This is a genomic window from Streptomyces sp. LUP30 (assembly GCF_001746365.1).
Lineage (GTDB): Bacteria > Actinomycetota > Actinomycetes > Streptomycetales > Streptomycetaceae > Streptomyces.
Map to the genome: position 1 here is coordinate 67,258 of NZ_MJAJ01000032.1, position 24,464 is coordinate 91,721.

At 71.6% G+C, this 24,464-nt stretch carries 25 protein-coding genes; 10 read left to right on the forward strand and 15 right to left on the reverse strand.

Translation table 11 applies throughout. The features are described from left to right. Positions 1-30 precede the first annotated feature (30 nt). Complete coding sequence (gene trpS / locus BG482_RS24765; RefSeq protein WP_306286976.1) at positions 31-1,098, forward strand: tryptophan--tRNA ligase; 1,068 nt, start codon at positions 31-33, stop codon at positions 1,096-1,098. A gap of 184 nt (positions 1,099-1,282) precedes the next feature. Next, complete coding sequence (locus BG482_RS24770; RefSeq protein ID WP_069771330.1) at positions 1,283-1,861, forward strand: 2'-5' RNA ligase family protein; 579 nt, start codon at positions 1,283-1,285, stop codon at positions 1,859-1,861. 17 nt (positions 1,862-1,878) lie between these two features. On the opposite strand, the gene BG482_RS24775 is transcribed toward BG482_RS24770, so the two are convergent. Both BG482_RS24775 and BG482_RS24780 read right to left on the reverse strand, forming a co-directional pair. Next, positions 1,879-2,634, reverse strand: a complete 756-nt coding sequence (locus BG482_RS24775) for a decaprenylphospho-beta-D-erythro-pentofuranosid-2-ulose 2-reductase (RefSeq protein WP_069771331.1) — start codon at positions 2,632-2,634, stop codon at positions 1,879-1,881. Beyond that, the gene (locus tag BG482_RS24780; protein WP_069771332.1) at positions 2,631-4,004 is read right to left on the reverse strand and encodes an FAD-binding oxidoreductase; all 1,374 of its coding nucleotides are present in this window, start codon (positions 4,002-4,004) and stop codon (positions 2,631-2,633) included. Before BG482_RS24780 ends, BG482_RS24775 begins: the two co-directional genes overlap by 4 nt. A 133-nt stretch (positions 4,005-4,137) precedes the next feature. Here BG482_RS24780 and BG482_RS24785 point away from each other — a divergent pair, with 133 nt between their 5' ends. From BG482_RS24785 to BG482_RS24795, 3 genes are all read left to right on the forward strand, one after another. Next, on the forward strand, positions 4,138-4,683 hold the full coding sequence (locus tag BG482_RS24785) for a phosphatase PAP2 family protein (protein WP_069771333.1): 546 nt from the start codon (positions 4,138-4,140) through the stop codon (positions 4,681-4,683). After that, a complete protein-coding gene (locus BG482_RS24790) occupies positions 4,676-5,626 on the forward strand; it encodes a decaprenyl-phosphate phosphoribosyltransferase (RefSeq protein ID WP_069771334.1) in 951 nt (316 codons plus the stop codon). The genes BG482_RS24785 and BG482_RS24790 overlap by 8 nt, the downstream gene beginning before the upstream one ends. A gap of 97 nt (positions 5,627-5,723) precedes the next feature. Beyond that, a complete protein-coding gene (locus tag BG482_RS24795; protein WP_069771335.1) occupies positions 5,724-6,641 on the forward strand; it encodes a YihY/virulence factor BrkB family protein in 918 nt (305 codons plus the stop codon). Here the strand turns inward: BG482_RS24795 and BG482_RS24800 are convergent. Then, positions 6,595-7,926: a D-alanyl-D-alanine carboxypeptidase family protein gene (locus tag BG482_RS24800; RefSeq protein WP_069771336.1), complete on the reverse strand. Its 1,332-nt coding sequence runs from the start codon at positions 7,924-7,926 to the stop codon at positions 6,595-6,597. The two genes, BG482_RS24795 and BG482_RS24800, sit on opposite strands and share 47 nt — an antisense overlap. A gap of 91 nt (positions 7,927-8,017) precedes the next feature. Here BG482_RS24800 and BG482_RS24805 point away from each other — a divergent pair, with 91 nt between their 5' ends. The 3 genes from BG482_RS24805 (at position 8,018) to BG482_RS24815 (ending at position 11,262) form a co-directional block, all read left to right on the forward strand. After that, a complete protein-coding gene (locus BG482_RS24805; protein ID WP_069771337.1) occupies positions 8,018-8,257 on the forward strand; it encodes an SCO4848 family membrane protein in 240 nt (79 codons plus the stop codon). A 2-nt stretch (positions 8,258-8,259) separates the two neighbouring features. Beyond that, positions 8,260-9,525: a metallophosphoesterase gene (locus tag BG482_RS24810; protein ID WP_069771338.1), complete on the forward strand. Its 1,266-nt coding sequence runs from the start codon at positions 8,260-8,262 to the stop codon at positions 9,523-9,525. A gap of 198 nt (positions 9,526-9,723) precedes the next feature. Next, positions 9,724-11,262, forward strand: a complete 1,539-nt coding sequence (locus tag BG482_RS24815; RefSeq protein WP_256096471.1) for an ABC transporter substrate-binding protein — start codon at positions 9,724-9,726, stop codon at positions 11,260-11,262. 193 nt (positions 11,263-11,455) lie between these two features. Here BG482_RS24815 and BG482_RS24820 read toward each other — a convergent pair whose 3' ends face one another. Both BG482_RS24820 and BG482_RS24825 read right to left on the reverse strand, forming a co-directional pair. Next, on the reverse strand, positions 11,456-12,901 hold the full coding sequence (locus BG482_RS24820; RefSeq protein WP_069771340.1) for a HAMP domain-containing sensor histidine kinase: 1,446 nt from the start codon (positions 12,899-12,901) through the stop codon (positions 11,456-11,458). Next, positions 12,898-13,587 (reverse strand): response regulator transcription factor, encoded by a 690-nt coding sequence (locus tag BG482_RS24825; RefSeq protein WP_069771341.1) that lies wholly within the window; start codon positions 13,585-13,587, stop codon positions 12,898-12,900. Before BG482_RS24825 ends, BG482_RS24820 begins: the two co-directional genes overlap by 4 nt. Before the next feature lie 167 nt (positions 13,588-13,754). Between BG482_RS24825 and BG482_RS24830 the strand changes: the two genes are divergently transcribed. Beyond that, entirely contained in the window at positions 13,755-16,163 is a 2,409-nt protein-coding gene (locus BG482_RS24830) for an MMPL family transporter (protein WP_069771342.1), read from the forward strand. A 22-nt stretch (positions 16,164-16,185) separates the two neighbouring features. Here the strand turns inward: BG482_RS24830 and BG482_RS24835 are convergent, their stop codons facing one another. From BG482_RS24835 to BG482_RS24850, 4 genes are all read right to left on the reverse strand, one after another. Next, positions 16,186-17,022 carry a TetR/AcrR family transcriptional regulator gene (locus tag BG482_RS24835; RefSeq protein WP_069771343.1) on the reverse strand — a complete coding sequence of 279 codons (837 nt, stop codon included), beginning with the start codon at positions 17,020-17,022 and terminating at the stop codon, positions 16,186-16,188. An 11-nt stretch (positions 17,023-17,033) separates the two neighbouring features. Next, positions 17,034-17,546: a thiol-disulfide oxidoreductase DCC family protein gene (locus BG482_RS24840; RefSeq protein ID WP_069771357.1), complete on the reverse strand. Its 513-nt coding sequence runs from the start codon at positions 17,544-17,546 to the stop codon at positions 17,034-17,036. A 5-nt stretch (positions 17,547-17,551) separates the two neighbouring features. Beyond that, complete coding sequence (locus BG482_RS24845; RefSeq protein ID WP_069771344.1) at positions 17,552-17,968, reverse strand: hypothetical protein; 417 nt, start codon at positions 17,966-17,968, stop codon at positions 17,552-17,554. A 103-nt stretch (positions 17,969-18,071) separates the two neighbouring features. After that, positions 18,072-18,479, reverse strand: a complete 408-nt coding sequence (locus BG482_RS24850; RefSeq protein ID WP_069771345.1) for a VOC family protein — start codon at positions 18,477-18,479, stop codon at positions 18,072-18,074. A gap of 179 nt (positions 18,480-18,658) precedes the next feature. Between BG482_RS24850 and BG482_RS24855 the strand changes: the two genes are divergently transcribed. Beyond that, complete coding sequence (locus BG482_RS24855; RefSeq protein ID WP_069771346.1) at positions 18,659-19,096, forward strand: SMI1/KNR4 family protein; 438 nt, start codon at positions 18,659-18,661, stop codon at positions 19,094-19,096. A gap of 7 nt (positions 19,097-19,103) precedes the next feature. Here BG482_RS24855 and BG482_RS24860 read toward each other — a convergent pair whose 3' ends face one another. From BG482_RS24860 to BG482_RS24885, 6 genes are all read right to left on the reverse strand, one after another. Further along, entirely contained in the window at positions 19,104-19,721 is a 618-nt protein-coding gene (locus tag BG482_RS24860; RefSeq protein WP_069771347.1) for a Uma2 family endonuclease, read from the reverse strand. 168 nt (positions 19,722-19,889) lie between these two features. After that, positions 19,890-20,669, reverse strand: a complete 780-nt coding sequence (locus BG482_RS24865; RefSeq protein WP_069771348.1) for a succinate dehydrogenase iron-sulfur subunit — start codon at positions 20,667-20,669, stop codon at positions 19,890-19,892. Further along, on the reverse strand, positions 20,669-22,423 hold the full coding sequence (gene sdhA / locus BG482_RS24870; protein ID WP_069771349.1) for a succinate dehydrogenase flavoprotein subunit: 1,755 nt from the start codon (positions 22,421-22,423) through the stop codon (positions 20,669-20,671). Before sdhA ends, BG482_RS24865 begins: the two co-directional genes overlap by 1 nt. A gap of 19 nt (positions 22,424-22,442) precedes the next feature. After that, positions 22,443-22,925, reverse strand: coding sequence for a succinate dehydrogenase hydrophobic membrane anchor subunit (locus BG482_RS24875; protein ID WP_069771350.1), 483 nt, complete (start codon positions 22,923-22,925; stop codon positions 22,443-22,445). A gap of 5 nt (positions 22,926-22,930) precedes the next feature. Then, positions 22,931-23,311 carry a succinate dehydrogenase, cytochrome b556 subunit gene (sdhC, locus tag BG482_RS24880; protein ID WP_078504082.1) on the reverse strand — a complete coding sequence of 127 codons (381 nt, stop codon included), beginning with the start codon at positions 23,309-23,311 and terminating at the stop codon, positions 22,931-22,933. Positions 23,312-23,582: 271 nt separating this feature from the next. Further along, positions 23,583-24,143, reverse strand: coding sequence for a 2-oxo-4-hydroxy-4-carboxy-5-ureidoimidazoline decarboxylase (locus BG482_RS24885; protein ID WP_069771351.1), 561 nt, complete (start codon positions 24,141-24,143; stop codon positions 23,583-23,585). Between the last annotated feature and the right edge of the window lie 321 nt (positions 24,144-24,464).

Sequence of the window (24,464 nt, forward strand, 5' to 3'; positions counted from 1 at the left end):
CCGCTCCCCGGGCTCTGCGACAATGTGGGCATGGCCTCAGACCGCCCGCCCGTCGCCCACCGCCACCCTCAGGGGAGTGGCTCCGCCACGGCGCGTCCTTTGCGCGTGCTCTCCGGAATCCAGCCCACCGCAGGCTCGTTCCACCTCGGCAACTACCTCGGCGCCGTCCGCCAGTGGGTGGCCCTGCAGGAGACCCACGACGCGTTCTACATGGTCGTCGACCTGCACGCGATCACGGTCCCGCAGGACCCGAGGGAGCTCACCGCGAACACGCGGCTGGCCGCCGCACAGCTCCTCGCGGCCGGCCTCGACCCCGAGCGCTGCACGCTGTTCGTCCAGAGCCATGTGCCCGAGCACGCCCAGCTCGCCTGGGTGATGAACTGCCTCACCGGCTTCGGCGAGGCCAGCCGCATGACGCAGTTCAAGGACAAGTCAGCCCGGCACGGCGCCGACCGCGCGAGCGTCGGCCTGTTCACGTATCCGATCCTCCAGGTCGCCGACATCCTGCTGTACCAGGCCGACGAGGTGCCGGTCGGCGAGGACCAGCGCCAGCACATCGAGCTCACCCGCGACCTCGCGGAGCGCTTCAACGGCCGCTACGGCGACACCTTCACGGTCCCGAAGCCGTACATCCCGAAGGAGACGGGCAAGGTCTACGACCTTCAGGACCCGTCGATCAAGATGAGCAAGTCGGCGTCCACGCCGAAGGGCCTCATCAATCTGCTCGACGAGCCGAAGGCGACCGCCAAGAAGGTCAGGAGCGCGGTCACGGACACCGACACGGTGATCCGCTACGACCCCGAGAACAAGCCGGGCGTGAGCAACCTGCTCGGCATCTACTCGACCCTCACCGGCACCGGCGTGGCCGAGCTGGAGCGGCAGTACGAGGGCAAGCTGTACGGCGCGCTGAAGACGGACCTCGCCGAGGTCGTCGTGGACTTCGTGACGCCGTTCCGGGACCGCACGCAGCAGTACCTGGACGACCCCGAGACGCTCGACTCGATCCTCGCCAAGGGCGCCGAGAAGGCGCGCGCGGTCGCCGCGGAGACGCTCGCGCGGACGTACGAGAGGGTGGGCTTCCTGCCCGCGAAGCACTGAAGGCGCGCGGAGGCGCCGGGGGCGCACCGCACACATGTTCCTCCGGGCAGAGCGCTGCACATCACTTCCCCTGCGCCTGCCCAGAGCACAGCCGTGGCCGTACAGTCGATAGCCGTACGACCGAGTACGAATCCGGCGCCACACCCCGCCATCACGACATGACGACATGACGACAGGAGAAGACGTGGGGACCGTAACGATCGGCGTGTCGATCGCGGTCCCGGAGCCTCACGGCAGCCTGCTCCAGGAGCGGCGCACAGGCTTCGGCGACGCCGCGGCTCACGGCATCCCCACCCACGTCACACTGCTGCCGCCCACCGAGGTCGGGGCGGGCGCGCTGCCGGCCGTCGAGGCGCACCTCGCCACGGTCGCCGCGGCCGCCCGGCCCTTCCCGATGCGGCTGTCCGGCACCGGCACCTTCCGGCCGCTGTCGCCGGTGGTGTACCTGAGGGTGGTCGAGGGCGCCGAGACCTGCGCCCGGCTCCAGCAGCGCATCCGGAACGACTCCGGGCCCCTGGTGCGCGAACTGCAGTTCCCCTACCACCCGCACGTCACCGTCGCGCACGGCATCGACGAGGCGGCGATGGACCGGGCCTACGAGGAGCTCGCCGGTTACGAGGCCGCCTGGGCCTGCACCGGTTTCGCCCTCGCCGAGCAGGGGGCCGACGGCGTCTGGCGCAAGCTGCGCGACTATCCGTTCGGCGGCACGGTGGTCCCCCCGCAGGCCGCCCGCCTGGACCGCGGCTCCCTGCCGACGCGCTAGGCGTCGGGGGACGCCTCTCAGATCGGCAGCCGGCGGAACACCCCTCGCGGGACGTGCCGCAGGGCGGACATCGCCACGCGGAGCAGGCCCGGCGCCCACACGGTCTCCGAGCGGCGGCGCAGCCCCAGTTCGACGGCCGTGGCGACCGCTTCCGGCGTCGTCGCCAGCGGCGGCTGCGGCAGCCCGGCGGTCATCTTCGTCCGGACGAACCCGGGGCGCACCACCATGACGTGCACGCCCGTGCCGTGCAGCGCGTCGCCGAGGCCCTGGGCGAAGGCGTCGAGGCCGGCCTTGCTGGAGCCGTAGATGAAGTTCGAGCGGCGGGCCCGCTCCCCGGCAACGGAGGACAGGACGACCAGGGAGCCGTGTCCCTGCGTCTGCAGGGCCCGCGCGGCGATCAGGCCCGCCGACACCGCCCCCGTGTAGTTGGTCTGCGCGACGCGCACCGCGGCCGCGGGTTCGCGCTCGTCGTGCGCCTGGTCGCCGAGGACGCCGAAGGCGAGCAGGACGAGATCGACGTCGCCCTCGGCGAACACCTTGCCCAGGACCGCCTCGTGGGCCTCGGGGTCCAGCGCGTCGAACGCGACGGTGTGCGCGTCCGCCCCCAGCAGGCGCAGTTCCGCGGCCGCCGACTCCAGGGCGGGCGAGGGGCGGCCCGCCAGCCACACCGTGCGGGTACGGCGGGCGATCAGCCGGCGCGCGGTGGCCAGGGCGATCTCGGACGTGCCGCCGAGGACGAGAAGGGACTGGGGGAGGCCGAAGGCGTCCTTCATGCTGGCTCCTGGAAGTTGAGGCGACGGGCGAGGTCCGACACGAACACCCCGCGCGGGTCCAGCTCCGCGCGCAGTGCGCGGAAGTCGTCCAGCCGCGGGTACATCGCGGCGAGCAGGTCCGGCCGCAGCCGGGAGTCCTTGGCGAGGTAGACGCGGCCCCCGGCGGCGGCCACCTCCTCGTCCAGCTCGTCGAGGAAGCCTCCGAGCCCGGGCAGCCCGGCCGGGATGTCCAGGGCGAGGGTCCAGCCAGGGCGGGGGAAGGAGAGCCAGCCCGGGTCGGCCTCCCCGAACCGCTTGAGGACGGCCAGGAAGGACGGGCAGCGGCGGGCGGAGACGCGCTGCACGATCCGGCGCAGCGCGTCCTCCTGGCCGTGCCCGACGACGAACTGGTACTGGACGAAGCCGCCGCGGCCGTAGACGCGGTTCCAGTGGGGGACGCCGTCCAGCGGGTGGAAGAAGGCGGAGAGCCGCTGGAGTTCGCCGGTCCGCGCGCGGGGAGCCCTGCGGTACCAGAGTTCGTTGAACAGTCCGACGCCGGTGCGGGTGAGCAGGCCGTCCGGCAGGAAGGCGGGCGGGGCCGGGAGCCGGGACGGGCGGAACGACAGCGGCGACCTGCGCGCGCGGGCCGGCAGCGCGTCCAGGGGCGCGTGGTCGCCGCGGGTCAGCACCGCGCGCCCGGTCGCCGCGCCGCGCGCGAGGAGGTCGATCCACGCGACCGAGTACCGGTAGCGGTGGTCGCCGGCCGTCAGCCGGGCCATCAGGTCGTCCAGGTCGGCGGCGCGCTCGGTGTCGACCGACATCAGGGAGGTCTCGACCGGCTGCAACCGGACCGTGGCCGTCAGGACGATCCCGGTCAGGCCCATGCCGCCGGCGGTCGCGTCGAACAGGGGGCTGCCCTGCCGGACCGTGCGGACCGTGCCGTCGGCGGTGAGCAGTTCGAAGGCCGTCACATGGCGGGCGAAGGAGCCCGAGACGTGGTGGTTCTTGCCGTGGATGTCGGCGGCGATCGCCCCGCCCACGGTCACGTACCGGGTGCCGGGGGTCACCGGCACGAACCAGCCGAGCGGCAGCAGGACCTCCATGAGGCGGTGCAGGGAGACGCCCGCGTCGCACAGGACGACGCCCGCGTCGGCGTCGACGACATGGATCCGGTCCAGTCCGGTGACGTCGATGACCGTGCCGCCCGCGTTCTGCGCCGCGTCCCCGTAGGCGCGCCCCAGGCCTCTGGGGATGCCGCCCCGGGCTCCGCAGTCCCGGACGGCCGCCACGGCTTCGGGGTAGGTCCGGGGGCGGATCACCCGCGCGGAGGTGGGAGCCGTACGGCCCCATCCCGTGACGGAAACTGTCTCGGAGGCGGTCTCGGCAGGCATGTCCGCGACCGTATCGCCCCTATCCATCCGAATAGTTGTGAAACGTGAGACTCATCCCCGAAATGGGTGATTAATGGGATGTCGCCCAATATTGCCGGAGTTCCGTCGGGGTCGACGTGAACAGTGGGTCCACATGGACGAACTGGATGAACGGGACGATCTCGCCGCCCTGGGCGACCTGGCCGACCTCGACCACCGGATCCTCTCGGCGCTGCGCGCCCGGGGCGCGGACCCCGGCGTCGCCCGCGCCGCACGCGCCCTGTCCCGTGCGGGCGAGCACGGCACGCTGTGGATCGCCGCGGGCGCCGTGGGGGCCGTCGTGGACGGCCCGCGCCGCACCGCCTGGTTGCGCGCCACCGCCCTCACGGCCGGCGCGCACGTCGCCAGCATGGGCCTGAAGCGGATCGTCCGCCGTCCGCGCCCCGTCCACGTCGAACCCCTGGTGCGCACCGCTGGCCGGCACTCCTTTCCCAGCTCGCACGCCGCCTCCGCGGCCGCCGCCGCCGTCGCCTACGGCACGCTCGGCGCGTACGCCGTCCCCCCGCTGGCCGCCGCGATGTGCCTGTCCCGGCTCGTCGTCGGCGTCCACTACCCCTCCGACGTGGCGGCCGGCGCGGCCCTTGGCGCCCTCACCGCATGCCTCGGAGCGCGCTGGACGAGGGGAGGGCGACGTGGCTGAGGTCCTGCTGCACCAGCAGCGCACGCGCCGCCCGCAGCCGCCCCGGCCGCCGGTCCGCCCCGGCACCCTCCTCGGCGGTCTCCTGCGCACCGCCCGCCCCAGGCAGTGGATCAAGAACGTGCTGGTCGCCGCCGCCCCCGCCGCCGCGGGCCGGCTCTTCACCTCGCACGCTCTCGTCCAACTCGCCCTGACCTTCGCCCTGTTCACCGCCTGCTCGGCCGCCGTCTACCTGGTCAACGACGCCCGCGACGCCGAGGCCGACCGCGCCCACCCCACCAAACGGCACCGCCCGGTCGCCGCCGGCCAGGTGCCGGCGCCCCTCGCCTACGCCGTCGGGGGCGCCCTCGCGGTCCTCGCGCCGCTCGCCGCGGCCCGGCTGGCCAACCCCGCCGTCGCCTCGCTCCTGGCCGCCTATCTGGCCATGCAACTGGCGTACTGCCTCCGTCTGAAACACGTCCTGGTCGTCGACCTCGTCGTCGTCACGACCGGCTTCCTGATGCGGGCCACGGCAGGCGGCCTCGCCCTCGGCATCCCCCTGTCCCGGTGGTTCCTGATCACCACCGGGTTCGGCGCGCTGTTCATGGTCGCGGCCAAGCGCTACTCCGAGGCCGTCCAGATGGCCGGGCGCGCGGGCGCCACCCGCGCGCTGCTCACCGAGTACACCACCGGCTACCTGCGCTTCGTCTGGCAGCTGGCCGCCGGGGTAGCCGTCCTCGGCTACTGCCTGTGGGCCCTGGAGGAGGGCGGCGTCGCACAGGCGAGCGTGCTGCCGTGGCGACAGCTCTCCGTCGTCGCCTTCGTCCTGGCGGTCCTGCGCTACGCGGTCTTCGCCGACCGGGGCGCCGCCGGAGAGCCCGAGGAGGTCGTCCTCGGCGACCGCGCCCTCGCCCTCATCGCCCTGGCCTGGCTCGCCATGTACGGGCTCGCGGTGGCCGACTGGTAGCCTCCCGCGCCGCCCGCCGGGGAGTGTCCCGCGTTTTCGGGGTACCCGAACCCGGGGACTTCCGCGTCAGCCGCGTGGAGCAGGGCAGAGTGGGATCATGGACTGGCTGAAAAAGCTTCCCGGCGTCGGGCCGTGGGTCGTGCGCCTCATGGCCACGCACGCATGGCGATCGTACGAGCGCCTGGACCGGGTGAAGTGGACGAGGCTGGCCGCCGCCATGACCTTCGTCAGCTTCGTCGCCCTCTTCCCGCTGCTCACCGTCGCCGCGGCCATCGCCGCCGCCACACTGAGCGAGTCCCAGCAGCAGGAACTCCAGGACAAGATCGCCGACCAGGTCCCCGGCATCTCCGACCAGCTCGACGTCCACAGCCTCGTCCAGAACGCCGGCACCGTCGGTTCCATCGCCGGCGCGATCCTGCTGCTCACCGGCATCGGCTGGGTCGGCCAGATGCGGGACTGTCTGCGCGCGGTGTGGGAGTGCCCCGACAAGGACGAGAATCCGGTCCTCGCCAAGGCCAAGGACGCGGGCGTCCTCGTCGGCCTCGGCGGCGCGCTCCTGCTGACCATCGCCATCTCCACCCTCGCCTCCGCCCTGGTCGGCTGGATCACCGACGAGCTGGGCATCGACAAGGCCGGGTGGGGCAGCGTCCTGTTGCGCCTCGCCGCGTTCTCCGTCGCCGTGCTCGCCGACTTCCTCCTGCTGCTGTACGTCCTGACGCTGCTGCCCGGCGTCGAACCGACCCGGCGCCGGCTCGTCGTCGCCGCGCTCATCGGCGCCGTCGGCTTCGAACTGCTGAAACTGCTGCTGAGCGGCTATATGCAGGGCGTGGCCGCGAAGAGCATGTACGGCGCGTTCGGCGTGCCCATCGCCCTGCTGCTGTGGATCAACTTCACCTCGAAGCTGGTCCTGTACTGCGCGGCCTGGACGGCGACGGGCCGTGCCCCCGACAACCCCCGGGACATCGACGTCAGCGACGACGTCGTACCAGGTCCGGCAGCGGCCAGCGGCGGTTGACCAGGAACGCGCCGCCCGCGAGCAGCACCAGCAGACCGCCGGTGATCGCCAGCGCGATCCACATCCCGCCGGAGCCGCCGCCGGCCACCGCACCCGCCACCGGCCTGTGCGACACGCTCCCCGAGCCGCCGGCCTGACCGTCCTCCGCGGGGGACGACGGCTTCGCGCCGGGCTGCGCGCTGCCCTGCGCCCCCTGCGGCCGGACCAGTTCTCCCACCGGCGTCACCTTGCCGGCCGCCTGGAAGCCCCAGTCGAGCAGCGTGGCGGCCTCCTTGTAGACCTCGTTGTGATCCGTCTTCGACGGGTTCATGACCGTCACCAGCAGCACCTTGCCGTTGCGCTCGGCGACGCCGGTGAAGGTGGCGCCCGCGTTGGTGGTGTTGCCGTTCTTCACGCCCGCGATGCCCGGGTACTGCGTGATGTCGTAGTCGCCGCTCAGCAAGCGGTTGGTGTTCTGGATCTCGAACGTGCCGCGGCTCGTCTTCCCCTTCTTGTTCTTCGTCGTCTCCCCGGGGAACTTGGCCGAGACCGTCGAGCAGTACTCCCGGAAGTCGGCCTTCTGCAGGCCCGAACGGGCGAACAGCGTCAGGTCGTACGCCGAGGACACCTGGCCCGGGGCGTCGTAACCGTCGGGGGAGACGACGTGCGTGTCGAGGGCCTGGAGCTCCCCGGCGTGCTCGTTCATCTCCTTCACGGTGGCCGCCACACCGCCGTTCATCGCCGACAGCACGTGCACGGCGTCGTTGCCGGAGCGCAGGAAGACGCCGAGCCACAGGTCGTGGACCGTGTACGTCTCGCCCTCCTTTATGCCGACGAGGCTGGAGCCGGCCCCCATCCCGGCCAGGTCCTTCGGATCCACCTTGTGCACCGTGTTCTTGGGGAACCTCGGCAGCACCGTGTCGGCGAAGAGCATCTTCATGGTGCTCGCCGGGGGCAGCCGCCAGTGCGCGTTGTGCGAGGCCAGCACATCGCCCGACTCGGCGTCCGCGACGATCCACGACCGCGCGGTGAGGTCCTTGGGCAGTACCGGCGCACCGCCCGCGATCGCCACCTGCGTCCCGGCCTGCCCGAGTCTCGTGCCGCCCACGGTCGACATGTTCGCCGGGGGAGCGACCGACGGACCGGCCGTCGACGAGGCCGAGGGCGAGCCCGACGGCGAGGCGGACGCCGCCGGCGACGGACTCGGCGCGGCGAGCGAGACGGGCGCGGTCAGCGCGAGGGACGCGAGGGTCGCGGAGGTGACCAGCAGGGCACGCCTGACGGTCTGCTTCATGGGTGCGGGCACGACGGAGAAATTACCCGGCGCACGACGGGAAGTCCCGCCGCCCTCCCCACCCCCGTCACGGAACAGGACACCGGGCGGCGATACTGAACGCATGACGCTCAGCCGCCGCCTCTCCTGGTTCCTGCTCGCCTTCGGGGTGTGGAGCTGGATCATCTGGATCACTTTCGTCAAGAACCTGGTCAAGGACGGCAGCGGGCTCGCCTTCGACGACGGCCACCCCACGGCCTACTTCTGGGTGCACCTCACGCTCGCCGTCGTCTCCTTCCTCTTGGGGACGGCCGTCGGAGCCATCGGGTTGCGTGGTCTGCGCGCACTGGGCCGGACGTCATAGCCGTGCTGATCGTCTTCGCGCTGCTCGCTCTCACTCTCCTGGCCGCGGCCAACTGGTACCTGTGGCGCCGACTGTTCCGCGACACGACCCGCGGCCCCGGCCGGGCGCGCCGCGGCGGCGCGGCGCTGCTCGCGGGCGGCTGGGCGCTGGCGATCGGCGCCGTGGTCGCCGAACGCACCGGCGCGCCCTTCTGGCTGCAGCGGATCCTGGCCTGGCCGGGCTTCCTGTGGCTGGCGGTCTCGGTCTACCTGCTGCTGGCCGTCCTCGCGGGCGAGGCCGTACGGCCGCTGCTGCGCCGCCTCCTGGAGCGGCGGGCCCGCGCCGGCACGACCGCCGGGGCGCCCGTCGCCCCCGCGCGTCCCGAACCCCTCCCGGTGGGAGCGCGGGCGGCCGGCGAGGCCGCTGACGGGACACCCCCGACGCCCGTCTCCGCGACGACGCCCGAGCCCTCTCGCCGGTTGTTCGTCTCCCGTGCGGTGGCCGGCGCGGCGGCCGCGGCCGCCCTCGGCACGGTCGGCTACGGCACCTACGGCGTGCTGCGCGGCCCCCGCGTCAAGCGGGTGACCGTGCCCCTCGCCAAGCTCCCGCGCGCCGCCCACGGCTACCGCATCGCCGTCGTCAGCGACATCCACCTGAGCCCGGTCCTGGGCCGGGACTTCGCGCAGAAGGTCGTCGACACGATCAACGGGACCCAGCCCGACCTGATCGCGGTCGTCGGCGACCTCGTCGACGGCAGCGTCAAGGACCTGGGCCCGGCCGCCGCCCCCCTGGCCCGGCTGAAGGCCCGTCACGGCAGTTACTTCGTGACCGGCAACCACGAGTACTTCTCCGGCGCCGCGCAGTGGGTCGAGGAGGTGCGGCGGCTCGGCCTGGACCCGCTGGAGAACGCCCGCACCGAGCTGCCCTGGTTCGACCTGGCCGGCGTGAACGACATCGCGGGCGAGAGCGAGGGCCAGGGCCCCGACTTCGCCAAGGCCCTCGGCGACCGGGACACCGGGCGCGCGTGCGTGCTCCTCGCGCACCAGCCCGTCCAGATCCACGACGCCGTACGCCACGGCGTCGACCTCCAGCTCTCCGGGCACACCCACGGCGGCCAGCTGTGGCCCGGCAACTTCCTCGCCGCGGCCGCGAACCCGACCGTCGCGGGCCTGGAACGCTACGGCGACACCCAGTTGTACGTGTCGCGGGGCGCGGGCGCCTGGGGTCCGCCCACGCGCGTGGGCGCACCCTCGGACATCACCGTCGTCGAACTGGCCTCCACGCACTGACGGGAAAGCCCGAGAAGAACCTGTGAAACCCGGCGGAAACACCCGTCGGTAAGTTCTTTCTCATCTCGTCGGAATCCTCTTCCGCCGCCTGAAACTCCTGTGATTAGGTGAGCCCGCCGCCAAGGGGAGCGGCACTTTTTGTGGACTGGGCCGCTCCGGCGGCCTGGGGAGGCAGGACACCCGATGCGATCGGTTCGCATGCGGATTCTCGTGACGCTGCTGGTTCTCGCGGTGGTCGGAGTGGGCGGCTGGCAGTTACTGCCGGCGAAGGAGAACAGCGACGCGACCATCACGGTCGGCACCACGGACACCGTCACCTCGCTCGACCCGGCCGGCGCCTACGACGCCGGTTCGTGGGCGTTGTTCAGCAATGTCTTCCAATCGCTGCTGACGTACGAGCCGGGCGGCGTCTCGCCCGTGCCGGACGCGGCCAAGAGCTGTTCCTTCGCGAGGGGCAGCCTGACCACGTACACCTGCGAGCTGCGCGACGACCTCACCTTCGGCGGCGGCGGCAAGGTGACGGCCCAGGACGTGAAGTTCTCCTTCGACCGGGTCAAGAAGATCAACTCGGACGTCGGTCCGGCGTCCCTCTTCTCGACCCTGAAGTCGGTCTCCGCCAAGGGACTGACCGTCACGTTCCACCTGGGGTCGCCGGACGCCACCTTCCCGTTCAAGGTGGCCACCGGAGCCGGCTCGATCGTCGACCGCACCCGCTACCCGGCCGACGCCCTGCGCACCGGAAGCGGCGTCGACGGCACCGGCCCGTACGACCTGACCGGGTACACGAAGGGCAAGAAGGTCGAGCTGTCGCCCAACCCGCACTACAAGGGCGCGGTGGCCACCGGCGCACCCGTCGAACTGCGTTACTACGCCGACCCCGAGGCCCTGGAGAAGGCGTGGCAGGCCAAGGAGGTCGACGCCGCCACCCGGCAGCTGCCGCCCGCGGCCCTCGCCGCCCTCAACGCCAGCGACCCCGCGCAGCGGGTCACCGAGGCCGACAGCTCCGAGACCCGCAACCTGTACTTCGACACCCGCACCGGCTCGCCGCTGCACGACAGCGACGTCCGCAGGGCGATGGCCTGGCTGATCGACCGCGAGCAGCTCGCGTCCACCGTGTACGACGGAACCGTCGAGCCGCTGTACTCGCTCATCCCGACCGGCATCACCGGCCACACAACCTCCTACTTCGACAGCTACCCGGACCAGAACGCCCGGAAGGCGCGCAAGCTCCTGGAGAAGGCCGGCGTGGGCATCCCGGTGACGTTCACCTACGGCTACGGCCTGGGCAGCGGCTCGGCGGCGGCCGAGGCGGCGGAGCTCAAGCGGCAGCTGGAGGCGAGCGGCCTGTTCAAGGTGAACGTCAAGGGTTACGAGTGGACCGACTTCCAGAAGCGGTGGGCCACCGGCAAGCTCGACGCGTACGCCGTCGGCTGGGTCGCCGACTACCCCGACCCGGACACCTTCGCCGCCCCGCTGATCGGCACCGGCTCCACCATGAACACCGGCTACAGCGACAAGGCCGTCGACGGCTACATCGCCGACAGCCGGCAGTTCGCCGACCGCAGCCGGACCGCCGACGACTTCCGCGAGCTGCAGCAGGTCGTCGCCGACGACGTGCCGGTCATCCCGCTGTGGCAGCGCAAGGAGTACGTCGTCACCAGCGCCGACGTCGGCGGCGGCCAGTACCTCGCGGACGGCAACGGCGTGTTCCGCCTCTGGAAGCTCGACTGGATCTGAGCCGCCCCGCCCTCCCGGGGCGGAACACGGCTGCCGGCCGCACCTGGTGGAGCACGTCGACGCGGCCCGGGACGGGCGGACCGCGGACCCGCACGGCAGGGCGGTCCGGGCCCCGGCCCCGCCCGCCCCCCGGACGGGCCACGCCCCGATCAGCGCCTGCCCGACCGACGTCCCCCCGCCCGTCCCGCTCGGCTCAGGCGCAGGCCTGGGCGCGGGCCGGCAGGGTCACCGTCACCTCGAAGCCCTCGCCCGGCGCCGTGCGCACCGTCACATCGCCCCCGTGGGCCTGGACCACCCCCTGCACGATCGCCAGGCCGAGCCCGCTGCCCGCGCCGCCGCCCGCCCGGAAGAAGCGGTCGAAGACGCGGGCCGCGTCCTCCGGTCCCAGCCCCCGCCCCTTGTCCTCGACCGACAGAGTGACGACCCCGTCCGTGCGCCGCACACCGATCCGCACCGGCACGTCCTGTGCCGTGTGGGTGCGGACGTTGGCCACCAGGTTGCCCAGCACCTGCCGCAGCCCCGACTCGTCGGCCCGCACCAGCACCGACCCGTCCGCCTCCACCGTGACCGGCCGCCCCGGCTGCTGTGCCCGCAGGTCCTGCGCCGCGTCCCGCGCCAGCCGGCACACGTCGACGTTGCGCAGCCGGAGTTCGGGCCGCTGGTCCAGCCGGGCCAGGGTGAGCAGCTCGTCGACGAGCCGGCCCATCCGGTCCACCTCGCCGTTCATCCGGTCCCAGGCCCGCTTTCGCTCCTCCGGCTCGCGCAGCATCCCCTGGTCGTACAGCTGGAGATAGCCCCGGATCGCGGCCAGCGGAGTGCGCAGCTCGTGGGAGGCGTCGGCGACGAAGCGGCGCAGCTGGGCCGCGCTGCGCTCGCGCGTGCGGTACGCCGTCTCCACCTGGTGGAGCATGGAGTTCAGGGCCAGCCGCAGCTGCTCGACCTCCTGGGTGGGATGGCAGCTGGAGGGCACGCGACGGGTGAGGTCCCCCTCGGCGATCGCCGACGACGTCTCCACCATGTCCTCCAGCGGCCGCATCCGCCGCCGCACGCTGAACAGCGTCAGACAGGCGAGCAGGGCCAGCAGCAGGGTGCCCACGGCGAGGTCGAGCCGCAGGGCCTTCGCGATGCCCGTGTGGAGGGCGTCCGTCGAGGTCGCCATCAGGATGTACGTGCCGTCGGACAGCCGGGTCGCCGTCACCCGGTACGCCGCCCCGTGCACCGTCACGTCGTGCGGGTCGGAGTCACGGGTGAGTGCGCCGGGGTCCGTGACGGCGTCCGCGAGCCCCAGCTGCGCCTCGGTCGGCTTGACGCCGAAGAGGGCCACCGCCTTCCCCCGGACGTCCACGGCGGTGAAGACCGAGTCCGGCGCCGGCCGGTCGGCGCCGGACTCGGGCACCAGCCGGTCACGGACGAAGCCCAGCACGCTGAGCGAGTCGATCTGGCGCAGGGTGAGCTGCGAACTGCCCAGCGATGTCCGCGTCCTGGTCAGCTCGGAGTCGATCTGGCCCAGCAGGTAGTGCCGCATCGCCATGAGGCTGACGGCGGTGGCGGCGACGATGCCGAGCGCGAGCAGCCCCACGTTGGCCGCCGTCAGCTTGGCCCGCAGCGAATGGACGCCGTGCCGGTGCGCCCGCTTCATGCCAGCCCGTATCCCACGCCCCGCCGGGTGGTGATCACCGGCGGCCCCAGGACGTCCAGCTTGCGCCGCAGATAGCTGATGTACGTCTCGACGACCGTCGACTCCGGCGGGGTGTGCTCGTACTGCCAGACGTGGCGCAGAAGCTGCTCCTTGGGCACGACCCGGCCGCCGTTGCGCACCAGGAAACGCAGCAGCGCGTACTCGGTGGGCGTGAGCTCGACCGAGCGGCCCGCGCGGTGCACGCTGTACGTCGTCTCGTCCAGCTCCAGATCTCCGTACCGCAGCGGCGGCCGCTGCGGGAGGACGTCGGCGGGCCGGGTGCGGCGCAGAACGGCGCTGATCCGTGCGACGACCACGTCGATGTCGAACGGCTTCGTGATGTAGTCGTCGCCGAAGCCGAGGGCGCCGACGATCTCGGCGGGCGCGTCCCGCGCGGTGAGGAACACCAGCGCCAGGTCGGGCCTGCGCACGCGCAGTTCACGCCCCAGCGCCCGCCCGTCGCCGTCGGGCAGCATCACGTCGAGCAGCGCCGCGTCGGGCCGGGTGCGGTCGGCTAGCGCGAGGGCCTCGCGGACGCCGCCCGCGATCATCACCTCGAAGCGATGGTAGCGCAGGGCGATGGCGAGGACGTCCGCGATGCTCGGTTCGTCCTCCACGACCAGCACGGTGCCCGAAGCCTTCGTCATGCCCCCAGTATCGGCGGCCCCCCGGGCTCGGGGGGCCGGTTCGCGCATTGGAGTTCCTTGAGAGTCAGGGGCGTCACAGGTGCCGGGCCGCCCGGCGCGGCCGATCCTGGTGCCCAGGACCTGGGGGACCTGTCGACCTGTGTAGAGGAGTTGCGATCGTGGCGGCATTGGCGCGCTGGTGCTACCGGCATCGGCTGGTGGTCCTGTTGGTGTGGGTGGGGGCGCTGTTCGGCCTGGGGTTCTCGGCCTCGTCGGCGGGCACGGACTACGCGAACGTCTTCTCCCTCCCCGACACGGACTCCAAGAAGGCGTACGACCTGATGGAGAAGGCGTTCCCCGCGCGCGCGGGCGACACCGACACGGTCGTGTGGAAGGTCGACGAGGGCTCGGTCCGCGACCAGGACGTACGGGCCCGGATCCAGCCCGCCCTCGACGACATCGCGAAGATGAAGGGCGTCGGCGGCGTCACCAGCCCCTATGCGGGGGCGGCGACGCAGGTCTCCCGGGACGGCCGGATCGCCTACGCCCAGATCACCTTCACCGAGCAGGCGAACGGGGTGCCCAAGGAGCTCGTCCAGAACGTCGTCGACACCGCGCAGGGCGTCGAACGGGACGGTCTGGAGGTCGAGTTGGGAGGCCAGGCGATCCAGCGGGTGCAGGAACCGCCCACCGGCCTCGCCGAGATGGTCGGCCTCGCGGCGGCCGCGGTGGTGCTCTTCCTCGCCTTCGGCTCCCTCTTCGCGATGCTGCTGCCGCTCGCCGTGGCGATCTTCGGCGTCGGCATGGGCCTGTTCTCGGTCCAGCTGCTCAGCCACGTCACCGACATCCCCGACCTGGCGCCGCTGCTCTCCTCCCTGATCGGTCTGGGCGTCGGCATCGACTACGCCCTGTTCATCGTCACCCGGCACCGCAAGGGCGTCCTGCGCGGCCTGGATCCCGAGGAGTCGGCGGTCACCGCCCTCAACACCTCCGGCCGGGCGGTGCTGTTCGCGGGCGGCACGGTGTGCATCGCGCTCGCCGGGATGCTGGTGACGAACCTGCGCTTCCTCGACGGCGTCGTCATCGGCACGTCCCTGACGGTGGTGCTGAGCGTCCTCGCCGCCACGACGCTGCTGCCGGCGCTGCTGGGCTTCCTCGGCGTGCGCGTGCTCAGCCGCAAGCAGCGCAAGCGCCTCGCCTCGTCGGGCCCGGAGCCGGAGAAGGCGAGCACTCCCGCGGCCCGCTGGTCGACGCGGGTGCAGCGCCGTCCCCGGACGATCGCCGCGCTCGCCGTCGTCGTCATGGCCCTCCTCGCACTCCCCGTGCTGTCGCTCCGCCTCGGCGCCACCGACCAGGGCAACAACGACGGCGCCACGACCACCCGGAAGGCCTACGACCTGCTCGCCCGTGGCTTCGGACCGGGCTTCAACGGCCCGCTCCAGGTGGTCGTGGACGGCGGCGACGCCGGCGCGCTCGTCCAGGGCGTCAAGGACACCCCCGGCGTCGCCCAGGTCGCCGCGCTGCCGCCCGCGCACGGCGTCACCGTGATCCAGGTCGTCCCCACCACCTCGCCCCAGTCGAAGGAGACGGACACCCTGATCGACCGGCTGCGCGACGACGTCGTCCCGCGGGCCGGGGTGACGGCGCACGTGGGCGGCGTCACGGCGGTCTCCAAGGACTTCGCCACCGTCACCGGGGACCGCCTGCCCCTGTTCGTCGCCACCATCATCGGGCTCGGCTTCCTGCTGCTGCTGGTCGCCTTCCGCTCCCTGGTGGTGCCGCTGACGGCCGCGGTGATGAACCTGATCGCGGCGGCGGCCTCCTTCGGCGTCCTCGTCGCGATCTTCCAGTGGGGCTGGGGCCTGGACCTGCTCGGCCTCGGTAAGGAGGGCCCGATCAACGCCTTCCTGCCGGTCATCATGCTGTCCCTGCTCTTCGGCCTGTCGATGGACTACCAGGTCTTCCTGGTCAGCCGGATGCACGAGGAGTGGGTGCACACCCGGGACAACGCGCGGGCGGTCCGCGTGGGCCTGGCGGAGACCAGCCGGGTCATCAACTCGGCCGCCCTGATCATGGTCTGCGTGTTCCTCGCGTTCGTGCTCAGCGGCGACTCGGGCGCGGCGACGGCGGGCGTCGGGCTCGCGGCGGCCGTCGCCCTGGACGCGTTCGTCCTGCGCACCGCCCTCGTCCCGGCCGCGATGCACCTGCTCGGCGACTCCAACTGGTGGCTGCCGCGGTGGCTGGAGCGGCGGCTGCCGCATCTGGCGGTGGAGCCGAAGGAGGACGAGCCGCACGAGGCGCCCACCGGGGCCGACGGCGGCCCCGCCTCCGCCGTCCACGGCTTCGTCCGGGACGCGGCCGGCGACCCGGTCGAGGGCGCGACGATGACCCTCATGACGAAGGGCGGCCGGCGGCTGGACCGCGTGACCTCCCTCGCCGACGGCTCCTACGTCCTCTCGGTGCCGGGCCCGGGAACGTATCTGCTGGCGACGACCGCCGCCTCGTCGGCCTCCCACGCCCGGCAGGTGACGGTCGCCGCGGAGCCGCTGGTCTACGACGTCGAACTCACCGAGGACGAACTGGACGCCGTGAACTGAACGGCGACGGGGCCGCCGTGGTCTACACCCCGGCGGCCCCGTCGCCTTCGTCGCCCCTCTTCTCGCCCGGCCCGTCCTCACCCTCGGCGGCTCCCTTCCTCGGAGCCCTCCCGGCGGGGTCGGGCAGGGCGTTGGTCATGCCCGGGAGGAAGTCCGTGAACAGCTCGTGCACCTCCAGCACGAGCGGCCGCAGGATCCGGAACCGGGCCAGCGCCACCCCTCGCGCGGTCAGCCGCGCACCCCGCCCGGCCAGCCGGTAACTGCGCTCGCGTCCTTCCGTGCGGTCGTAGATCCAGTACATGACGAGGCCCATCTGCGAGAGCCACATCAACTCCGGCAGCACCTCCCGCAGCTCCTCCGGCACCTTGGCCTTCGAGCCCTCGAGGACCTCCCGGTGGACGGCGATGGCCTGCACGCGCGCGGGCTCCGACTCGGCGGAGAACGGGCTGAGCGGACTGTCCGGGTCCGCCGCGTTCTTGAAGAACTGGACGGCGAACTCGTGGTACGGCCGCGCCACGTCGAGCCAGGTCCGCAGCACCCCCGCCAGCCGTGCCTCCAGGCTCGTCTCCCGCGCCAGGATGTCCCGGACGGCCTCCCGGTGCTCCGCGGCCAGCCGGTCGTAGAAGCCCTGGATCAGGTGCTCCTTGCCGGCGAAGTAGTAGTACGCGTTGCCGACCGAGACACCGGCCTCCTGGGCGATGGCCCGCATCGTCGTCCGGTCGTAGCCGCGCTCCTGGAACAACCGCATCGCGGTCTCCAGGATCAGCGCGCGCGTCTGCTCGGACTTGGACGCGGGAGCGCCCTCGCGGGACGGGGGCGGGGGAGCGGCCTCGGCGGGGCCGTCGTTGTCAGCGGGCACGGAACGAGAGCCTAGTCAGTGGCGCAATGGCCGTCGGCACAGGTGGGCGGGCGATGGGTCCAGCCCGTGAACGGGTCGTACGTCCACCCGTCGTCGCGGCGGTAGACGCCCCCGCCCCAGCCGGGGCCGCGCTGGTGTCCCTGCCGCCACTTCGCGGCGGAGAGCACGGCGGCCCGCGCGACCTTGGCCCCGGCCGGGGTGGCCAGCCGGTGGGCCAGCGGGCGGTGCTCACGCAGCGCCCACAGGGTGACGATCCAGGCGGCGGCCCCCTGGTAGACCTGGCCGGCGTCGCCGACGACGGTGATCTCGTCGAGGGTGGCGCGATGGTCGAGGCCGGGGTAGCGGGCGCAGGCCTCGGCGGAGCCCGCCGGCACGAACTCCAGCGGCACCAGCTGCGGCTGCCGGCGCAGCCAGTCGCTCAGGAACGCGCACAGCGAGCACGCGGTGTCGTGGAGGACGGTGAGCCGGCGGACCGGGACGCGGCGGGCGTCCCGGTCGGCCTGGGCGGCCTCGTGGGCCGTCATGGTGCTCACGCCCCGGTCGCGGGCGCCGACGGAGCCGTCCACCCCTGCGGGGCGACCGGCGGAACCTGCTCGCGCTCCATGACCCCGCGCCGCCGGATCCGGTTCAGCACGTACACGTTGGCCAGGTGCATCGCCCCGAGCACCAGCAGCACCACGCCCACCTTCGTCGACAGGGCCTCGAAGACGCCCCGGGTGTCCTCGATGGTGTCGTCGCCGCTCAGATAGAGGGCGACGAAGCCGAGGTTGACGAGGTAGAAGCCGACCACCAAGAGGTGGTTGACGGCGTCGGCGAGCTTGTCGTCGCCCTGGAGCACGTCGGCGAGGAAGACCCGCCCGTTGCGGCTGAGGGTCCTGGCCACCCAGATCGTCAGACCGATGCTGACGAACAGGTAGATGACGTAGGCGATGACCGTGCGGTCCATGTTCCCCACCTTTTTCTTGAACGCGTTCAAAACGCTGTCGAGGACGACTCTAGCGCTGTTTTTGAACACGTTCAACAGAGGGGTCGGTTGGGGCGGGCGGCCTCTAACGCCTGCCCAGCTCCGGGCGCTTGGAGTAGTCCGTGAAGCCCAGGACGTTCCCCCACGGGTCGGCGATCTCGACCGTCCATCCGGTGGCCACGGCGAACGGCGCGTCGAGCGGCGAGATGCCGGCCTCGGCCAGCCGCCCGGCCGTCGCCCGCGCGTCCGCCACCTCCAGCCACACGCGCGTGGCCGGCCACGGCGGCGGCCGGTGCCCCAGGGCCTCCTCCTGCCGCAGCAGCACGCCGGGGGTCTCGCCCCCGACCCTCAGTGACGCGATGCCGCCCTCGTCGAACCGGAACGCCACCGTGAATCCCGCCCGCTCGTAGAACCCCACGGCTTCGCCGAGGTTCCCGACCGGCAGCAGCACGTTGTCGAACCCGAGCAGCTCGTACGACTGGTCGTCTGACATGCAGTCAGATTAGGTACGGACGCACGGTCGCCCGGCAGGACCTGACCAGGGGGTCACCCGGGCGGGGGACGAAGCAGCGCACGGACAGCGGACGGGCAGCGGGCAGGCAGCGGACGGACAACGGGCGGGCAGCGGACGAAAGGGCTTGTGCGGCGGGCGGATCCGTGAAAGATGGCCGCATGTGGATCGATCTCATCTCCTCGCTCTCCGCCGACGTCAAGTTCGGCGGACCCGGATGCGAGGAGGAAATGCGGGCGGCCGAGGCCGTGCTGGGGCACCCGCTTCCGGCCCCGCTCAAGGACTTCTGGCGGGTCGCGGACGGCGCGCACGACGAACACGGGTTCGCGCTCGTCTGCTCCGTCGGCGAAGTGATGGGCCGCAACCTGGAGTTCAGGAGCTCGGCCGACTTCCGCGACCTCTACATGCCCTTCGATCCCCTGCTGCTCTTCGGCGAGAGCGGCGGCGGCGACCTGTTCGCCTGCGTCGTCAAGCCGCAGCGACCGGACGTCTTCCTCTGGGACCACGAGAGCGACAGCCGCCGCTGGGTCGCGAACGGCCTGGAGGACTACCTGCGCCGCCGCCTCGGCGACGACCCGGAGTGGTACGCGTCGTGGTGAGCCCGGCTCACTCGCTCTTCTTGGGGCGGCCGGCCGCGAGGATCTCGGCGGCCTCCAGGGTGACCTTGGCGCCGATGACGTCGGGCAGCGTGACGGACTGGCCGGGCGCGTAGAACTGGTGGTTGTCGTAGCCGCCCACGACCGGCTCGGTGAGGACGTGGACGCGCTGGTGCTTGCGGTCGACGACGACGTAGACGGGCACCTTCGCCTGGGCGTACGCGGCGACCTTCGTCCTGAGGTCGTCCTTCCAGTTCCCCGAGGTGACTTCCAGGACCAGGCGGAAGCAGCCGGGGTCGTACGCGTTGTTCTCCACGAAGTGGTCGTCGATGTCGGCGTCGACGATCACGAGGTCGGGAATGGCGTAGTCCTCCGCGCCCGTCGGCAGCCACAGCCCGACGTTCTGCAGGACCTCGGTCTCCGTGCCGTGCAACCCGGCAGCGATGAAGGGAATCATGAGCTGGGTCAGGGCGCGGGCGTGCGGGGCATCCGGTGACGGTGTCACGAGGAGGTGGCCTCTGATGATCTCGACGCGGTAGCCCGGATGACGCTCCATGATCTCGTCGGCGATGGCCGTCAGTGAGAACGGCTCGTCGGCGTAGGGCTGCTCGACGGATGCAGCGGACATCGCGTGCCTCCTCGGGGCTGGTGTCGAGAGCATCATCGTAGGCCGGACGGCGTCCCGATGTCCTTCTTGATCACGTTCACCCGATCGTGGCACAGGCACGCCGAAGGCCCCGCTTCCCGGTGGAAACCGGGAAGCGGGGCCCTCGGAACGACATGCCGGAGGTCGGCGTCAGAAGCGGCGCGTGATCAGCGCCCGCTTCACCTCCTGGATCGCCTTCGTGACCTCGATGCCACGCGGGCAGGCGTCCGTGCAGTTGAACGTCGTACGGCAGCGCCAGACGCCGTCCTTGTCGTTCAGGATCTCCAGCCGCTGCTCGCCCGCCTCGTCACGCGAGTCGAAGATGAAGCGGTGGGCGTTGACGATCGCCGCCGGGCCGAAGTACTGCCCGTCGTTCCAGAACACCGGGCAGGACGACGTGCACGCCGCGCACAGGATGCACTTGGTGGTGTCGTCGAACCGCTCGCGGTCCTCCGCGGTCTGGAAGCGCTCGCGCGTCGGCTCGTTGGTGTCCTTCGTGATCAGGAAGGGCATCACGTCCCGGTACGCCTGGAAGAACGGCTCCATGTCGACGACCAGGTCCTTCAGGACCGTCAGGCCCTTGATGGGCTCGACCGTGATCGGCTTCGCGGGGTTGATGTCCTTGATCAGCGTCTTGCACGCCAGACGGTTCTTGCCGTTGATCCGCATCGCGTCCGAGCCGCAGATGCCGTGGGCGCAGGAACGGCGGAAGGTGAGGGTGCCGTCGACGTCCCACTTGATCTTGTGGAGGGCGTCGAGGACACGCTCCTTCGGGTCGATCTCCAGCTGGAAGTCTTCCCAGACCGCCTCGGCCGAGACCTCGGGGTTGAAGCGGCGCACGCGGAGGGTGACCGTGATGTACGGGGAGTCGGCGAAGCCGGGCTCGGGGGCGCCGGCCGCGTCCGCCTTGTCGAGGGTCGGGGTTGCCATCAGTACTTACGCTCCATCGGCTGGTAGCGGGTCTGGACGACCGGCTTGTAGTCGAGACGGACCGTCTCGGTGCCGTCGTCGCCCACCTCGCGGTACGCCATGGTGTGGCGCATGAAGTTGACGTCGTCGCGGTTGGGGTAGTCCTCGCGGTAGTGACCGCCGCGGGACTCCTTGCGGGCCAGCGCGGAGACCGCCATGACCTCGGCCAGGTCCAGCAGGTTGCCCAGTTCGACGGCCTCCAGCAGGTCCGTGTTGAACCGCTTGCCCTTGTCCTGGATCGACACGTTCTTGTACCGCTCGCGCAGCTCGGCGATCTTCTCGACCGCCGTCTTGATCGTCTGCTCCGTGCGGAACACCATGACGTTCGCGTCCATGGTCTCCTGCAGCTCGCGGCGCAGGACCGACACCCGCTCGGTGCCCGTCGACGCCCGCAGCCGCTCCACCTGGGCGACGACCAGCTCGGCCGGGTTCTCCGGCAGCTCGACGTAGTCCGCCTTCTGGGAGTACTCGGCGGCGGCGATGCCGGCCCGCTTGCCGAACACGTTGATGTCCAGCAGCGAGTTCGTGCCCAGGCGGTTGGCGCCGTGCACCGACACACAGGCGACCTCGCCGGCCGCGTACAGGCCCGGGACCACCGTGGTGTTGTCGCTGAGGACCTCACCCTCGACGTTCGTCGGGATGCCGCCCATCGCGTAGTGCGCGGTGGGCTGGATCGGGATCGGGTCCGTGTAGGGCTCGATGCCGAGGTACGTGCGTGCGAACTCGGTGATGTCCGGGAGCTTCGCGTCCAGCTGCTCCGGCGGGAGGTGGGTGAGGTCCAGGTAGACGTGGTCGCCCTCGGGACCGCAGCCGCGGCCCTCCCGGATCTCCGTGTAGATGGACCGGGACACGACGTCACGCGACGCCAGGTCCTTCATGACCGGCGCGTACTTCTCCATGAAGCGCTCGCCGTCCTTGTTGCGGAGGATGCCGCCCTCACCGCGGGCGCCCTCCGTCAGCAGGATGCCCATGCGCCAGATGCCGGTCGGGTGGAACTGGAAGAACTCCATGTCCTCCAGCGGCAGCCCGCGCCGGTACACGGCTGCCTGGCCGTCACCGGTCAGGGTGTGCGCGTTCGACGTCACCTTGAAGAACTTGCCGCAGCCGCCCGAGGCGTAGATCACGGCCTTCGCCTGGAAGACGTGGATCTCGCCGGTGGCGAGCTCGTACGCCACGACGCCGGCCGACCGCTTGACGCCGTCGACCTCGGTGATCAGCTGGTCGAGGACGTAGAACTCGTTGTAGAACTCCACGCCCTCCTTCACACAGTTCTGGTACAGCGTCTGCAGGATCATGTGACCGGTGCGGTCGGCCGCGTAGCAGGACCGGCGGACCGGGGCCTCGCCGTGGTTGCGGCTGTGGCCGCCGAAGCGGCGCTGGTCGATCGTGCCGTCGGGCGTCCGGTTGAACGGCAGGCCCATCTTCTCCAGGTCGAGGACGGAGTCGATGGCCTCCTTCGCCAGGATCTCCGCGGCGTCCTGGTCGACCAGGTAGTCACCGCCCTTGACCGTGTCGAAGGTGTGCCACTCCCAGTTGTCCTCCTCCACGTTGGCGAGCGCGGCGGCCATGCCGCCCTGCGCCGCGCCCGTGTGGGAGCGGGTGGGGTAGAGCTTGGTCAGCACGGCGGTGCGGCTGCGCTTCGTCGACTCGATGGCGGCGCGCATACCGGCGCCGCCGGCGCCGACGATGACGGTGTCGTACTTGTGGATCTTCATGATTCTCGCAACCCCGTGCCTAGCGGATGTTCGGGTCGAAGGTGAAGATCACCAGCGTGCCCAGCAGGATGGTGAACACCGTGGCGGTGTAGAGCAGGCCCTTCAGCCAGAGCCGGGTGTTCGCGCGCTCCGCGTAGTCGTTGACGACCGTGCGCAGACCGTTCGCGCCGTGCAGCATCGCGAGCCACAGCATCAGCAGGTCCCAGACCTGCCAGAACGGGGAGGCCCAGCGTCCGGCCACGAAGGCGAAGCCGATCTTGGAGACGCCGCCGTCCAGGACGAGCTGGATCAGCAGGTGGCCCAGGACCAGGACGACCAGTACGACGCCGGACAGGCGCATGAACAGCCACGCGCCCATCTCGAAGTTGCCCCGGGTGGACTTCGGGGTCTTCCTCGTGCGCTGGCGCGGGGCCTCGATGACGGGCGCCGGGTTGTCGACGTTGTAGAACGAGCCGTCCTCGACGGGGCCGATCCCGGCTGCGGTGGATTCAGTGGTGGCCATCGGTGTCAGCTCCCGAACAGTTCACGAGCGGCGTGCCCGAGAACGGGGTAGATCGCCCCGAGCATCAGCACGAGCCACAGGCCGACGACGCTCCAGAGCATCTGCTTCTGGTAGCGCGGGCCCTTCGACCAGAAGTCGACGGCGATGACGCGCAGACCGTTGAGCGCGTGGAAGAGGATGGCGGCGACGAGGCCGTACTCCAGCAGCGCGACGATCGGGGTCTTGTAGGTGGCTACGACCTTGTCGTAGTCCTCGGGGGAGACACGCACGAGCGCGGTGTCGAGCACGTGGACGAACAGGAAGAAGAAGATGAGGACGCCGGTGACTCGATGAGCCACCCAGGACCACATTCCTTCCCGGCCGCGGTACAGCGTTCCAGCCGGCACGGAAGAACCCTCCGGGAGCGGGGATTGGGGCCTGCCGGCTTCGGCGTCGGACGGGCCCGGCCGGGTACGGTCCACCGGCCCCCAGCATCGTAGCGATGCCCTGGCGCTGGGCTTACGCCGGGCCTACCGGTGTGATCAAAGTGGCACGCGTATGGGTGAGCGTTCCCGGCTCGCGGCGGGCGTTGTGCGGCCGTCTGCCCCGGATTGCGGGGTTACGCGCCCTGTGGGGATCCGCCATGGCCGCCCGCACCCGGCAGCGCTGCCGCACGGATCACACCCCCGGGCCCCTGAAGCAGCTCACCAGCCGCGCCTTTCCGAGGCGGCGCAGCTCCTCCGCCGCCACCACCCGTTCGTCCTCGGGATCGTTCGCCAATCGTGACCGGATGCCTTCCAGGACGTGGTCCAGGCGCTCGTCCGGCGGGACGGCCGCCAGGCTGATGACGAAGGCGTGCCCGAAGCGGGCCTCATAGGCCGCGTGGGCGGCGCTCAGGGCCGTGTGGGCCGCGCCGTACGCGTCCGCCGGCAGGGCGGGAAGGGTCTCCGCGGCCAGCGCCTCCGTCAGATCGCCCGAGGTCAGGTCGTATGCCGCCTCGTCCGACGCGGCCAGGAGCGCGTCGAGGGTCGGATAGGGGCGGTGGTCGGCGATACGGCGGGCCCAGCTGAGGCTGCGCAGACAGGCGAGGAGCGTGCGGTGCGCCTCGTCGACGGGGGCGGTGTTGAAGCCGTCGAGCAGGGGCGCGGGCGCGGGTGAGGTCCGGGTCTGCGCCGGTATGGCGAGGCAGCCGGAGAGAGGGGAGAGAGGGTGCGCAGGCAGCGTGGATCCTCGCGTCACGTGTGATGTGGCAGGGGATGCAGTGAAAGATGTGTCGCTACGTTATCGAGAGTGGTCAGTACGTGTCTGACGGACGCCCGAATTTCACTCGAACGGGAGAGTTTCAGAACGTGTCGTAGACCCCATCGCGCGGTCTTCGACGCGCTTCTGCGGGATGAGGGTCGTACGGTTGGCGGGGTGAGCAGGCACAGGCATCGGCGCCCGGCGCCGAAGACAGAGCCGCAGCGCGGACCGCGGCGCGGGCCGCACCGGACGGTGGCGCCGCGGGCGCTGCTGGCGGGCGGGCTGGTCGCCGCGCTCGGCGTCGGGCTGGGCGTGTGG

Bases quoted from the DNA above. Each gene is read 5' to 3' on its own strand.
- trpS (WP_306286976.1), top strand. From the start codon at position 31: ATGGCCTCAGACCGCCCGCCCGTCGCCCACCGCCACCCTCAGGGGAGT.
- BG482_RS24775 (WP_069771331.1), bottom strand. From the start codon at position 2,634: ATGAAGGACGCCTTCGGCCTCCCCCAGTCCCTTCTCGTCCTCGGCGGC.
- BG482_RS24780 (WP_069771332.1), bottom strand. From the start codon at position 4,004: ATGCCTGCCGAGACCGCCTCCGAGACAGTTTCCGTCACGGGATGGGGC.
- BG482_RS24785 (WP_069771333.1), top strand. From the start codon at position 4,138: ATGGACGAACTGGATGAACGGGACGATCTCGCCGCCCTGGGCGACCTG.
- BG482_RS24795 (WP_069771335.1), top strand. From the start codon at position 5,724: ATGGACTGGCTGAAAAAGCTTCCCGGCGTCGGGCCGTGGGTCGTGCGC.
- BG482_RS24805 (WP_069771337.1), top strand. From the start codon at position 8,018: ATGACGCTCAGCCGCCGCCTCTCCTGGTTCCTGCTCGCCTTCGGGGTG.
- BG482_RS24815 (WP_256096471.1), top strand. From the start codon at position 9,724: ATGCGGATTCTCGTGACGCTGCTGGTTCTCGCGGTGGTCGGAGTGGGC.
- BG482_RS24820 (WP_069771340.1), bottom strand. From the start codon at position 12,901: ATGAAGCGGGCGCACCGGCACGGCGTCCATTCGCTGCGGGCCAAGCTG.
- BG482_RS24825 (WP_069771341.1), bottom strand. From the start codon at position 13,587: ATGACGAAGGCTTCGGGCACCGTGCTGGTCGTGGAGGACGAACCGAGC.
- BG482_RS24840 (WP_069771357.1), bottom strand. From the start codon at position 17,546: ATGACGGCCCACGAGGCCGCCCAGGCCGACCGGGACGCCCGCCGCGTC.
- BG482_RS24845 (WP_069771344.1), bottom strand. From the start codon at position 17,968: ATGGACCGCACGGTCATCGCCTACGTCATCTACCTGTTCGTCAGCATC.
- BG482_RS24850 (WP_069771345.1), bottom strand. From the start codon at position 18,479: ATGTCAGACGACCAGTCGTACGAGCTGCTCGGGTTCGACAACGTGCTG.
- BG482_RS24855 (WP_069771346.1), top strand. From the start codon at position 18,659: ATGTGGATCGATCTCATCTCCTCGCTCTCCGCCGACGTCAAGTTCGGC.
- BG482_RS24860 (WP_069771347.1), bottom strand. From the start codon at position 19,721: ATGTCCGCTGCATCCGTCGAGCAGCCCTACGCCGACGAGCCGTTCTCA.
- BG482_RS24865 (WP_069771348.1), bottom strand. From the start codon at position 20,669: ATGGCAACCCCGACCCTCGACAAGGCGGACGCGGCCGGCGCCCCCGAG.
- sdhA (WP_069771349.1), bottom strand. From the start codon at position 22,423: ATGAAGATCCACAAGTACGACACCGTCATCGTCGGCGCCGGCGGCGCC.
- BG482_RS24875 (WP_069771350.1), bottom strand. From the start codon at position 22,925: ATGGCCACCACTGAATCCACCGCAGCCGGGATCGGCCCCGTCGAGGAC.